At 55.1% G+C, this 12,255-nt stretch carries 10 protein-coding genes and 1 tRNA gene; 9 read left to right on the forward strand and 2 right to left on the reverse strand.

Annotated features, from left to right (window positions below):
• The first annotated feature begins 167 nt into the window (after positions 1-167).
• Positions 168-1,475: an amino acid permease gene (locus MHI24_RS26340; RefSeq protein ID WP_340022513.1), complete on the forward strand. Its 1,308-nt coding sequence runs from the start codon at positions 168-170 to the stop codon at positions 1,473-1,475.
• Between the two features lie 146 nt (positions 1,476-1,621).
• Positions 1,622-1,694, forward strand: a tRNA-Lys gene (locus MHI24_RS26345).
• 733 nt (positions 1,695-2,427) lie between these two features.
• On the opposite strand, the gene MHI24_RS26350 is transcribed toward MHI24_RS26345, so the two are convergent.
• Complete coding sequence (locus MHI24_RS26350) at positions 2,428-2,793, reverse strand: VOC family protein (RefSeq protein WP_340022514.1); 366 nt, start codon at positions 2,791-2,793, stop codon at positions 2,428-2,430.
• Between the two features lie 87 nt (positions 2,794-2,880).
• Between MHI24_RS26350 and MHI24_RS26355 the strand changes: the two genes are divergently transcribed.
• The 3 genes from MHI24_RS26355 (at position 2,881) to MHI24_RS26365 (ending at position 7,372) form a co-directional block, all read left to right on the forward strand.
• Positions 2,881-3,246: a DUF4180 domain-containing protein gene (locus tag MHI24_RS26355; protein ID WP_340022515.1), complete on the forward strand. Its 366-nt coding sequence runs from the start codon at positions 2,881-2,883 to the stop codon at positions 3,244-3,246.
• A 107-nt stretch (positions 3,247-3,353) separates the two neighbouring features.
• Positions 3,354-6,284: an insulinase family protein gene (locus tag MHI24_RS26360; RefSeq protein WP_340022516.1), complete on the forward strand. Its 2,931-nt coding sequence runs from the start codon at positions 3,354-3,356 to the stop codon at positions 6,282-6,284.
• 38 nt (positions 6,285-6,322) lie between these two features.
• Positions 6,323-7,372, forward strand: a complete 1,050-nt coding sequence (locus tag MHI24_RS26365; RefSeq protein WP_340022518.1) for an Atu2307/SP_0267 family LLM class monooxygenase — start codon at positions 6,323-6,325, stop codon at positions 7,370-7,372.
• A gap of 68 nt (positions 7,373-7,440) precedes the next feature.
• Here MHI24_RS26365 and MHI24_RS26370 read toward each other — a convergent pair whose 3' ends face one another.
• A complete protein-coding gene (locus MHI24_RS26370) occupies positions 7,441-8,328 on the reverse strand; it encodes a fructose bisphosphate aldolase (protein WP_340022519.1) in 888 nt (295 codons plus the stop codon).
• A gap of 173 nt (positions 8,329-8,501) precedes the next feature.
• On the opposite strand from MHI24_RS26370, the gene MHI24_RS26375 reads away from it, so the two are divergent.
• The 4 genes from MHI24_RS26375 (at position 8,502) to MHI24_RS26390 (ending at position 12,206) form a co-directional block, all read left to right on the forward strand.
• A complete protein-coding gene (locus MHI24_RS26375) occupies positions 8,502-9,149 on the forward strand; it encodes a hypothetical protein (protein ID WP_340022520.1) in 648 nt (215 codons plus the stop codon).
• 241 nt (positions 9,150-9,390) lie between these two features.
• Positions 9,391-10,629: an RICIN domain-containing protein gene (locus MHI24_RS26380; protein ID WP_340026799.1), complete on the forward strand. Its 1,239-nt coding sequence runs from the start codon at positions 9,391-9,393 to the stop codon at positions 10,627-10,629.
• A gap of 205 nt (positions 10,630-10,834) precedes the next feature.
• The gene (locus MHI24_RS26385) at positions 10,835-11,797 is read left to right on the forward strand and encodes an alpha/beta hydrolase-fold protein (RefSeq protein ID WP_340022521.1); all 963 of its coding nucleotides are present in this window, start codon (positions 10,835-10,837) and stop codon (positions 11,795-11,797) included.
• A 22-nt stretch (positions 11,798-11,819) separates the two neighbouring features.
• A complete protein-coding gene (locus MHI24_RS26390; protein ID WP_340022522.1) occupies positions 11,820-12,206 on the forward strand; it encodes a DUF1801 domain-containing protein in 387 nt (128 codons plus the stop codon).
• Positions 12,207-12,255: the final 49 nt, after the last annotated feature.

The raw sequence follows: 12,255 nt of genomic DNA on the forward strand, positions 1-12,255 counted from the left end.
GTGATAGCGCTCCCAAATAGTATATCTTCCATATCATGGATGGTTCAATGGTAAGTTTGATTTATAACCAAATTATCCTGATTCAAAAAGAGGGGCGGAGTGCAAGAACAGAGAATTTACTACGGAGACTATAACTCACATAGAATGGAAGGACAAGGAAAGAAACCATGAAATCGAAACCGTTAACCCAAAGCATCACCTTTATGCAAGCCCTGGCCCTGGTGGTCGGGATGATTATCGGATCGGGGATTTTTTTGAAGCCTGGGATTGTGTTGAGCGATGCAGGAACCCCGTGGATGAGTATTCTGGCCTGGCTGGCGGGAGGGATCATTACGCTGGCTTCCGCGCTGAGTGTGGCGGAGATTGCAGCGGCCATTCCGCAGTCGGGGGGACTCTATACATATCTAACTGAGTTGTACGGCGGAGTGGCCGGATATCTGCTGGGCTGGGTGCAGGCCGTGATCTCGTACCCGGCTTCGGTGGCCGCGCTGGCGATTGCTTTTGCTACCTACTCGGGGTACTTCGTGCCGCTGAATGCCTGGCAGCAGAAGCTGGTGGCCGTGGGGATTCTGGCCTTCATCCTGCTGATGAATGTGATCGCCACGCGTTTCGGCGGCATCATTCAGACGGTAGCCACGGTCGGGAAGCTCATTCCGGTGGCGGGCATTGTGGGCGTGGGGCTGTTCTCGGGTGCCGCTCCCGGCTTCAGCGGAATCAGTGTATCTGCGGCGGGAGCGGGCTTCGGGGCAGCGGTGCTGGGCACCCTCTGGGCCTATGACGGCTGGATCAGCGTCACCAATATGGCAGGAGAGATCAAGGACCCGGCCCGGACGCTGCCGAAGGTGATTTCGATTGGCGTTATTTTTGTCATTGCCGTCTATGTATTGTTCAATCTGGCGGTATTTAAGGCGCTGCCTTACGAGCAGATTGTGTCGTCTGAGACACCGGGTGCAGATGCGGCGGAGGCGCTGTTCGGAAACGGCGGGGGTGCTTTCATTACGGCAGGGATTATCGTCTCCGTGCTGGGGGCGCTGAACGGTTACCTGATGACGGCAGCACGGGTGCCGCAGGCGATGGGAGCGCGCGGGCAGATTCCCTGCGCCAAGGTGCTCAGCCGCATTCATCCGAGGTTCCAGACACCGGCTAATGCGCTTATTTTTCAGAGTGTACTGGCGGTGGTCTACATCTTCTCGGGAACCTTCAATACGCTGACGGATCTGCTGGTGTTCGTGCTGTGGATCTTCTTCACGATGGGGGTGTTCGGTGTATTCATTCTGCGCGTCACCACGCCGCCCGGGCAAGGCCGCTACCGCGTGCCGCTCTATCCGCTCACTCCGATCCTTGGCGTCGCAGGAGGCCTGTACATTCTGGTCAGCACGATTATCAGTGACCCGTTGCGCTCGCTGATTGGGATTGGCATTACGCTTGCCGGGCTGCCTGTGTACGTGATTATGATGCGGAAGAATAGGGTGTAGACTGCGGTTAACAGGTATGAGCGGAGAAAATTTATAAAAACAGTTGACAACGCCTGTCTCAGGACGTATATTATTAAAGTATCTTTTGAGCGGGCGTGATCAGCTTAGAGATTCTCGTCTAGTAGAATGAGATATATACACCATATGGACTCTTAGCTCAGTTGGTAGAGCAGTTGACTCTTAATCAATTGGTCCAGGGTTCGAGTCCCTGAGAGTCCATCCCTTAAGAAACGGCAGAAATGCCGTTTTTTTGCTGTCTGGAGAATTGTATGCGGAAAAGCGAATACATTGGGCGTGGCGTGGGCCTGCGGGCCGAATGTATGCGGAAAAGCGAACACATCAGGCGTGGCGGAGGCGTGAGGGCTAAATGTATGCGGAAAAGCGAATACATTGGGCGTGGCGGAGGCGCGTGGGCCGAATGTATGCGGAAAAGCGAATACATTGGGCGTGGCGGAGGCGCGCGGGCCGAATGTATGCGGAAAAGCGAATACATTGGGCGTGGCGGAGGCGTGTGGGCGGAATGTATGCGAAAAAGCGAATACATTGGGGCGTGGCGTGGGCGCGTGGGCTAAATCTAATCGAAAAAGCGAACATATTGGGTATGGCGTGGACGCGTGGGCCGAATGTATGCGAAAAAGCGAACACATTGGGCATGGCGGAGGCGTGCGGGCGGAATGTAATCGAAAAAGCGAATACATTGGGGCGTGGCGGAGGCGCGTGGCTGAATGTAATCGAAAAAGCGAACACATTGGGCGTGGCGGAGGCGTGTGGGCGGAATGTAATCGAAAAAGCGAATACATTGGGGCGTGGCGTGGGCGTGCGGGCGGAATGTATGCGGAAAAGCGAATACATTGGGCGTGGCGGAGGCGCGTGGGCGGAATGTATGCGAAAAAGCGAACACATTGTGTTCGCCTGATTGTGCGCCGCATATTCCGCAACCTGGTCCTACACCCTACATATGCTCCGCAAGCTGCACCTCGAAGCCGTCCGGGTCAAGGATATAGAAGAAGCGTATGCTGGGATTTGGAGCGATGGGGCCGCGGGCGACCGGGATTCCCTCCTTGGCCAACTCGTCTATTGCTTCATCCAGTGACCCGACCTCGAAACCGATAGACACCCCGCATTCCGGTTTCAGCGCCGGGTCGCTGCCCTGGATCAGCTCAAGCTTCGGCAGCCCCTCTTCGCCCAGCATGACAATTTGTTTCCCTCTGCTCTCGAACCTGCGCTCCACTGGAAGTCCCAGAATCCGGTGGTAGAAATCGAGGGAGGCCTCCAGATCGCGCACCCTGAGTGTGATCCAATTCATCTTAAGCTTCATGTCTGTCCATCCTTTGCTGTATAATTCAATTGCGTTCATTATACGCTATCTGTACAACTTAACATACCCGAACAGGAGGTCAGTCAATTGAACATAACAACAACGGAAGCCGGCGGTACCAAAATTGCGGTCGTGAGCGGAAACGAGGCTATAGTGAACGATGTCCAGAGCGCGCTCGATCTGATGATGTCGGTCCGCTATGAAACGGACTGTGACCGCATAGTAATACATAAGGCGCTGCTAAGCGAGGATTTCTTCGAGCTTAAGACACGGCTGGCCGGCGAGATTCTGCAGAAGTTCATTAATTATCAGGTTAAGGCAGCGGTGGTCGGGGATTTCAGCGGCTATAACAGCCGCAGTCTGCGCGATTTCATCTATGAATGTAATCACGGGACGGATTTCTTTTTCGTGGCGGATGAGGAAGAGGCGGCTCAGAAGCTGAGCCAGGTATAGCCGGAGCGTCTGCCATGGACTCTGGCCCTGACTCTGGTGGAAGCCGGAAGCGGAGATATGATAAGCTCATAAGATCAGGGCAGCCCTGAACCAAGGAGGGAATTAGGATGAGCAGCTTAAGTACAGGCCAAATCTATTCCGGGTTTCAAGTCTTACATCAGCAGTATATCGGCGAGATCGAATCCTCCGTATATACGATGGAGCATCAGCAGAGCGGGGCAAGGCTGCTCTATGTGCAGAATCAGGATGACAACAAGGTATTCAGCGTCACCTTCCGTACCCCGCCGGAGGATAGCACCGGAGTGTTTCACATTCTGGAGCATTCGGTCCTCTGCGGCTCGGCGAAATTTCCGGTGAAGGAACCGTTCGTGGAGCTGCTTAAGGGTTCGATGAAGACCTTCCTGAACGCGTTCACGTTCAGCGACAAAACAATGTATCCGGTAGCCAGCCGTAATCACCAGGACTATGCCAACCTGATGGAGGTCTACCTGGACAGCGTGTTTCAGCCGAATATTTACGCGCAGCCGGAGATTTTTGAACAGGAGGGGTGGCATTACGAGCTGGCGAAGCCGGAGGATGAGCTGATCTACAAGGGCGTCGTCTACAATGAGATGAAAGGCTCGTATTCCTCGCCGGTTACGGTCCTGATTGACCGGATCAAAAAGTCGCTTTTCCCGGATACCATCTACCGTCATTCCTCCGGCGGCGATCCGCAGGATATCCCTGCCTTGACCTATGAACAATTCCTGGAGGCGCACCGGAATTATTATCACCCGTCCAACAGTTATTTCTACCTGTATGGGGACTTGAATATTGAAGACAGGCTGAAGTTTATCCATGAGGAGTATCTCAGCCGCTATACCCGCAAGGCAGTGGATACGTCAATTTCCTTGCAGCAGCCGACCGGGATCAAGGAACTTAACGCAGAGTATCCGATTCTGGCAGCGGAGAGCGCTGCGGACAAGACGTATGTGAGCCTGAACTATGTCCTGAGAACCTCTCTGGACCGGGAGCTGAATCTGGCTTTCGCCATTCTCAAAAACATGCTGATGGATAGCAACGCCGCCCCGCTGAAGCAGGCTCTTCTGGAGAGCGGGCTTGGCAAGGATGTGGTTGCCTTCTATTCGGACAGTATGGTTCAGCCTATGCTGGGCATTGCCCTGACGCATTCCAACCCCGAGGCCAAAGAGGCATTCGTGGAACTGGTCAGAACCGTGTTAAGCCGTCTGGCGGCGGAGGGACTGGATCAGAAGCTGGTGCTGGCTGCGGTGAACAGCAAGGAATTCGAGCTGCGGGAAGCAGACTTCGCCCAGTATCCGAAGGGCTTGACCTATAGCATGGAAGTGATGAAGTCCTGGCTCTATGACGGCCCGCCGACCGCTTATCTGGAATATGAGGCCGCGCTTGCGTCGATCCGCAGTCAGATCGGCGACCGTTACTTTGAGCGTCTGATCGAGACCTATCTGCTGGGCAGCAATCATTGCAGTGTCGTTGTGCTGAAGCCCTCCGGGACATTGGCGGGTGAGCGGGAAGCTGCGGTGCGCAGCCGACTGGCTGAGTACAAAGCGTCTCTGACTCCGCCGGAACTGGAGCAGCACGTTCTCCTTACACAAAAGCTGCTGGACCGCCAGAACACGCCGGATGCTGCTGAAGAGCTGAAGAAGCTTCCCAAACTGACGTTGCACGATATTGACCGCAGTGTTCCGGACAGTATTCCTACATATGAGCATTCGCTGGACGGGATCAAGGTGCTGCATCATGAGGCGGCTGCGAATACGATCGGCTACATCAAGCTGTATTGGGATACCGGCGTGCTTCCGGCTGATCAGATTCCTTACCTGGAGCTGCTGGCGAGAGTGCTGGGCCAACTGGAGACGGAGGCCTACAGCATTGAGGAGCTGACCAGCGAAATCGGGATCACCACCGGGGGCATCCGGTTTCAGAATGAGGTATTCGGAGCCGGAAAAGCGGCTGGACAAGGCTATCAGGCCAAGTTCAGCGCGCGCATCAAGGTGATGCAGGGCAACATCGGCGCCTCGCTGAAGCTGCTGCATGAAATGCTCTACCATAGCCGCCTGGACCATCTGTCCAAGCTGCAGGAGATTGTCCGCCGGGAGGCGTCAGCCATGGAAGCGGCGCTGATCCAGAAGGGCAATGAGATTGCAGCCAGCCGTGCGCTCTCCTACTTCTCGGACAGAGGAATGTATGAGGAGCAGCTTGGCGGCGTGGCTTATTACCAGTTCATCAAGGAGCTGGCCCGCTGCATTGACCGTCAGGCCGATGAGCTGGCGGACACACTTAAGGACATCGGTGAAATGTTGTTCAATAAGCAGAATGTAACGCTCTCGGTTACCGGAACCTCGGATACCTTTGCTGAATTTGCGGCGCATTTTACGGAGCTGGACCTTGCGGACCGGCAGACCCGATCCATGCCGCTATTGTCTGCGCGTGGCCGCGCCGGTAATGAAGGCTTCATGTCCGCGAGCCAGGTTCAGTATGTAGTCAAGGGCTATGATTATAAAAAGCTGGGCTTCACGTATTCCGGCAAGCTCCAGGTCCTCAAAAAAATCCTCAGCCTGACCTACCTGTGGAATGCGGTCCGGGTCAAGGGCGGCGCGTATGGCGCCAATCTGCAGCTGCGCCGGGACGGCATTCTCCTGTTCACCTCCTACCGCGATCCCAATCTGCAGGAGACTCTGGAGATTTATGACCGGGCGTACCAGTTTGCTGCCGGTTATGCAGCAGGTGAAGAGGAGATGGAGGGAGCGGTTATCGGCACCCTGGCGATGCTGGATCAGCCGCTGAGTCCCGGTGCACAGGGCCGGCAGGCGGACCGTTATTATTTCGAACAGCTCAGCGCAGAAGACCTTCAGCGTGAACGCAATGAGATTCTGTCGGCTACCGCTGCGGATATCCGCAGCTATGCGGAATTACTGAAGGATGTGGCCGCGCAGAACTACCTTTGCGTGGTTGGTAATGAAGCGAAGCTGAAGTCGGCCTCCGGCCTGTTCGGCAGCCTGGAGGAATTGGTGAAGTAACACATCTGAGAATGAATGACATCTGGGAGGAACTATTAGTGGAACTTGGAATAAGCACCTTTGTCGAGACAACGCCTGATGTGAATACCGGAGTAACTCTGAGCCATGCGGAGCGGCTGCGCGAGGTTGTGGAGGAGATCAGACTTGCGGATCAGGTGGGACTGGATGTATACGGCGTAGGTGAGCATCACCGGCCTGATTTTGCCGCTTCGTCGCCTGCGGTGCTGATGGCTGCAGCTGCGCCGCTGACGGACAGAATCCGTCTGAGCAGCGCGGTCATGATCCTCTCCTCAGCCGATCCGGTGCGCGTATTTCAGGATTTCGCCACCCTGGACGGCCTCTCGAACGGCCGGGCCGAGATTATGGTCGGGCGCGGCTCGTTCACCGAGTCATTCCCGTTATTCGGCTATGATCTGAAGGATTACGAAGAACTGTTTGACGAGAAGCTTGATCTGCTCTTGAAGCTCCGCGAGGCGGAGCGGGTGACCTGGAGCGGGAAGCACCGTCCGGCGATTAAGGATCTGGGGATCTACCCGCGCCCTGAGCAGAACCCGCTTCCGGTCTGGATCGCGAGTGCCGGAAGCCTGGAGTCTGCGGTCCGTGCCGGTACGCTGGGCCTGCCCTTTGCCCTGGCCATCATCGGCAATGTGAACCCTTCCGATTATGCCCAGCATGTACGGCTTTACAAGGAGGCGGCAGCCAAGGCAGGCCATGATGTGTCGAAGCTCCCGATTGCCTCACACTCCCATGGCTTCGTTGCGAAGACCCGGCAGCAGGCGGTAGAGCAGTTCTTCCCGTCCACGTACGCACGGACGAATGTCCGGGCGGTGGAGAAAGGCCTGCCTTCTTATGAGCGTGCGGATTATGATGCTGCGTGTAGCTTCGATGGTGCTTTGTATGTAGGGGACCCGGAGACGGTGGCCCGCAAAATCATCCATCTGTACAAGCACGTAGGGATTACCCGGTTCCTGCTGCATGTTCCGCACGGCTCTATGCCTCATGCCGAGGTGATGGAGGCCATCCGTCTCTTCGGGACGGAGGTTGCGCCGATGGTGCGCGAGGAAGCCGCCAGATTGGCAAGCGTGTAGCTACAGCCTGCTGCTGTATACAGGAAGACCCCAGGCTGGTGGCCCGGGGTCTTCCTTGTTTTATCTATTCAGGTGATGGAAGCTTCATAGATAGCCTCGATAGAGGCAGCAAGAGTCTTGTGGAATTCCTCGTCACTCTGCTGATCGGTGAGACCTTGGGACAACGCGCGGGAGAAGCTGGCAATCACGCCATGCTGACGGGCGAGCTTCTCGTTCGCCTCAGCCTGGGTATACCCGCCGGACAGGGCTACGATGCGCACCACATGGGGATCGGCGGTCAGGTCCCGGTAGAAGTCATCCTCAGTGGGGAGAGACAGCTTGAGCATAACCTTGACATCATCGTCCAGCTCGGACAGGTGGCTAGCCAGCTCACGCTTCAGGATCTGCTCGGACGCCTGCTTGTCCGGGCTGAGGATATCCACCTCCGGTTCAATAATCGGAACCAGCCCGTATGCGGCGATCTGCCGGGCCAGCTCGAACTGCTGCTGCACCACAAGATGAATGCCCTCCGGGTTGGCGTCATGAATGACGGAGCGCATTTTGGTGCCGAAGATATGCTTGTCTACTGCCCGCTTAAGCAAGTCATCCAGGCCGGGAATAGGCTTCATGAGCTGTACACCGTGCTGAGGCTCGGCCAGTCCCTGGTCGATTTTGAGAAATGGCACAATCCCTTTACGCTTCCACAGATAATCGGCAGTAAATTGCTTGTCAATCGACCGGTCCATCGTGTTCTCGAACAGAATCGCACCGAGGATGTACTGGGACTGGAAGGCGGGGCTCTGGATAATGCGGGTTCTCATCGCGTGGACCAGCGTATACATCTCTTCATCGCCCGTATAACGGTCTTCCTTGATGCCGTATTGACGTAAGGCCTTGGGGGTGCTTCCGCCGCTCTGATCCAGGGCAGCTATGAAGCCTCTGCCGGTATGCATTCTGTCCAGTTGTTCGGTATTCATCGTTCTATATCATTCCCTTCTGTGAAATGAATGGTAACTCTATCGCTTAGTATAGCACTTCACCAGCAGGACATACATCAGGGACAGGTAAAGTTTTCCATTTGAACCTGAGAGATATGGTATGTTACCTTGTTCAATAGGATGGTATGATAGAAGGCGGGGTGAATCTAATTATGACGAATGAAACAACGAATGAACCAACCAATGAGACCGCAGGCGGCGAAGCAGAAGCTGCCGAGAAGGCCATGACCGAAGAGAATTGGAACGAACTGCTGAAGGCTGTTTTCCATAACGGCATTGTAGCGCTCAAGATGAGCTTCAGTGATGTTGAGGGCCAGGTGCTGAATCTGGAGGCCTACGGTCCGGTATTTATATACCGAGTGAAGGATAAGGAGAATTCGGATTACTACTGCGGCTTCTTCCTGCGTGAGCTGGCGAACCGGTTCCAGTCCGGCAACAGTCCGGAGATCTGGATGGCCTCCTTCTTCCACGAGCTGATGAAGACCAAGGGCGGCAACTCCATGCCAAGACCGCTCACCAGCGAAGAGGAAGCCAAGGCCGCTGTGGATAATGTGCTGGTTCCTATGTGCATTGCCGCTGTGACGGAGGAGTTCGCACCGGAGCAGGTCCATGCCGGACTGGCCTGGAATGAAGAGCATGGGCCGGTCTTTGAAGCAGGCTTCCCTGCGATCACGGACGGGAACAATGTCTGCGCGATCCCGCTCCACCTGCTGCTGATGCATCTGCAGCTTAACCGCGATCCGTCCGAGCTGCTCCTGCAGGGCTTGTACAAGATCCGCGAAGAGAACGGACTGGAGTAAGGCTACCGGAACAGAATGAACCGAGCAGAGGGCCGCTTTCTTTTGGAAGCGGTCTTTTGCTGTGTGCACTGAGTTCGCTGATTTGTCAAAATTCCGGTTCTTACGGGGAGCAAAAACGATATATATGGGGTGTAGTGGATGAAGGCGGTACCAATCCATTTTCGAAACCGGTTGGGTTAGGTTTTAATGGTGTGCATTGAGTATTGCCGGCCATTCACGAAAAACAATGAGGAGGACAATGATGCCAAGAAGAGGGAAAGTCTTAAGCCTGCTCCTGATGTTCGCATTACTGACCGCACTGGTGCCTGCGGGAAGCGCAAGTGCAGCAACCTGGAATCTGGTCTGGAGCGATGAATTCGACGGCTCTTCGCTGAATAGCGGGAACTGGACGGCCGAGACCGGCACAGGCAGCGGCGGCTGGGGCAATAATGAATTGCAATATTATACGAACCGTTCCCAGAATCTGAAGGTGACCGGCGGCAATCTGGTGATTACAGCGCAGAAGGAAAACTATGGCGGCATGAACTATACCTCGGCGCGGATTAAGACGCAGGGGCTGAAGACCTTCACGTACGGCAAAATCGAAGCCCGCATCAAGCTGCCCTCGGGGCAGGGATTATGGCCTGCATTCTGGATGCTTGGCTCCAATATCACTTCCGCCGGCTGGCCGGCCTGCGGTGAGATCGATATTATGGAGCGGGTGAATAATAACGCTGCCGTTAACGGTACGGTACACTGGGATGCCGGCGGCCATGCCGATTACGGGCGGGTGTCCGGCAATCTGGACTTCTCCCAGTACCATGTCTATAGCGTGGAATGGGATTCCAAGTATATCCGGTGGTTCGTGGACGGCAACCAGTTCAATGAATTCAATATTGAGAACGGAACCGGCAACACTGAGGAATTCCAGAGACCGTTCTTCCTGCTCTTGAATCTTGCGGTAGGCGGCAACTGGCCGGGTGCTCCGAACGGGTCGACCAGCTTCCCGGCGCAGATGCTTGTGGATTATGTGCGGGTATATCAACAGGGTGCTCCAACAAGCGGGATTGTCAGCGGCGGGGTCTATACCTTAATGAACAAGGCAAGCGGCAAGGTGCTGGATGTGAAGGAGATCTCCACCGCAGACGGAGCGAAGGTTCACCAGTGGACGAACCTCACCGCCGCCAACCAGCAATTCAAAGTAGAGAGCACCGGAGACGGCTACTACAAGCTCACCGCCATGCACAGCGGCAAAATACTGGATGTGCCGAATGCCTCCACCGCCAGCGGCGTCCAGCTCCAGCAGGCGAATGACAATGGCAGCAACGCCCAGCGGTGGAAGATCATCGACGTCGGCGGCGGGTATTACAAGGTAATCTCCAAGGCCAGCGGGCTGGCGATGGACGTCTCAAATTCTTCTACAGCAGACGGTGCCGTCGTGCAGCAATGGACGGACAACGGCACGGATGCTCAGAAGTGGCAGTTTATTAAGCTTAATTAGGATATAGATGCAGGGGAAGGCCGCAGCCGATGCGGCCTTTTTTGTAAGATATTCAGGTGTTTTGGGGTCCCCGCCAAGTACCTGAGTCACCACCTACTCTAAAGCTCCACTTTGTGGGGTTATTTTGTTATACCATTAATATCCATTCTTGTGATATCGTTAAATGTAAGCGCTGCGATTGCAGCAGTAACGGGGGGCGATGGAATTGAAGGGTTCTCAGGGGTTCAGGCGGGTTCTGTTTCAGATTATGCTCTGTACGTCTTTGTCACTGGTTATGCCGGTGTTTCTGCTTCTTGAAGGGTGTTCATCGGTTAACTCTTCGGAACCCGCAGCAGATAAAGCTGAAGCCACGCCGCTTCAGACGCCAGGGCTTCAACAGCTGACCTTCCGCAGTGAGGCCCTGGATCAGGACATGCGGCTAAGTATCTACCTTCCTGAAGGCTATAACACGCAGCAGCGCTACCCGGTGCTCTATTTCATTCATGGCTATGGCAGCCGGGAATCAGATATGTTTGAGGGGCTGAAGATTCAGCAGAATGCGGAACAATTAATCAAGGATGGCCTAATTGAACCGCTCATTATCGTCTCTCCCCAGATGGATAACAGCTATGGTCTGAATTCCTCCCCCGTGTATAATGTAAACAATCCCGGTGATCCTTCGGCGCTCTACCGCGGGAGGTATGAGGATTATCTGGTCAAGGACGTTGTAGGTTATGTGGACACGCACTTCAATACCCGGGCGGACCGGAAGTCAAGGTATATAGGCGGGGTGTCGATGGGCGGATTTATCAGCCTTCATGCTGCATTTTTACACAGTGATGTCTTTAGCAAGGCTGGCGGTCATAGCCCAGCGCTGTTCCTGGACGACTGGTCGGCGGTTGGCGGGGCGAACGGCCTGATCCAGTTCCTGTATCCGACGGAAGCGCTGCGGCAGGAGCGTGATCCGATTCTTCTGGCGGAGAAGCTGGAGCTTACGGATATGGGGGTCTACTTGGATTGCGGGGCTGAGGACAGCTACCGGTTCTTCGAAGGGGCGGAGAAGCTGTACACCCTGCTGAAGGATAAGGGCGTGCCGGTGGAATATCACCTCAGAGCCGGCCAGCATGACGGAGACTATTGGATGGGCCATATGGACGAATATTTGCAGTTCTATGCGGGAAAGAAATGAACCTAAGGGAGGGGAAGCACAAGTGGAAAAGAACAAAGTCACCTATGAATCGGTTGACCAGTATATTGCGGCCTTTGAACCGGAGGTTCAGGAGCTGCTGCAGAGCTTGCGGAGGGTCATTCAGGAGGCTGCACCCGAGGCCGAAGAGAAGATCAGCTACCAGATGCCGACCTGGTATCTGCATAAGAATCTGGTGCATTTTGCCGCCTATAAAACGCACATCGGGTTCTATCCGGCACCTAGCGGAATCGAAGCCTTCAAGGAGGAGCTGGCACGCTATAAAGGAGCCAAAGGGTCAGTGCAATTTCCGATCCGCGAGCCGCTTCCCTATGAGCTCATTACGAGAATCGTCCAATTCCGGGTGGCGGAGAATCAGCAGCAGGCTGCGGAGAAGCGCAAAAAGAAGTAAGCGGTTAGCTAGCGGCACGTGAACAAGCCCCGATGTCCTCATATCGGGG

The organism is Paenibacillus sp. FSL K6-1096, from assembly GCF_037977055.1.
Lineage (GTDB): Bacteria > Bacillota > Bacilli > Paenibacillales > Paenibacillaceae > Paenibacillus_AQ.

Excerpts from the sequence above, each read along its gene's own strand:
- MHI24_RS26340 (WP_340022513.1), top strand. The coding sequence starts at position 168 with ATGAAATCGAAACCGTTAACCCAAAGCATCACCTTTATGCAAGCCCTG.
- MHI24_RS26350 (WP_340022514.1), bottom strand. The coding sequence starts at position 2,793 with ATGAAGCTTAAGATGAATTGGATCACACTCAGGGTGCGCGATCTGGAG.
- MHI24_RS26360 (WP_340022516.1), top strand. The coding sequence starts at position 3,354 with ATGAGCAGCTTAAGTACAGGCCAAATCTATTCCGGGTTTCAAGTCTTA.
- MHI24_RS26370 (WP_340022519.1), bottom strand. The coding sequence starts at position 8,328 with ATGAATACCGAACAACTGGACAGAATGCATACCGGCAGAGGCTTCATA.
- MHI24_RS26375 (WP_340022520.1), top strand. The coding sequence starts at position 8,502 with ATGACGAATGAAACAACGAATGAACCAACCAATGAGACCGCAGGCGGC.
- MHI24_RS26380 (WP_340026799.1), top strand. The coding sequence starts at position 9,391 with ATGCCAAGAAGAGGGAAAGTCTTAAGCCTGCTCCTGATGTTCGCATTA.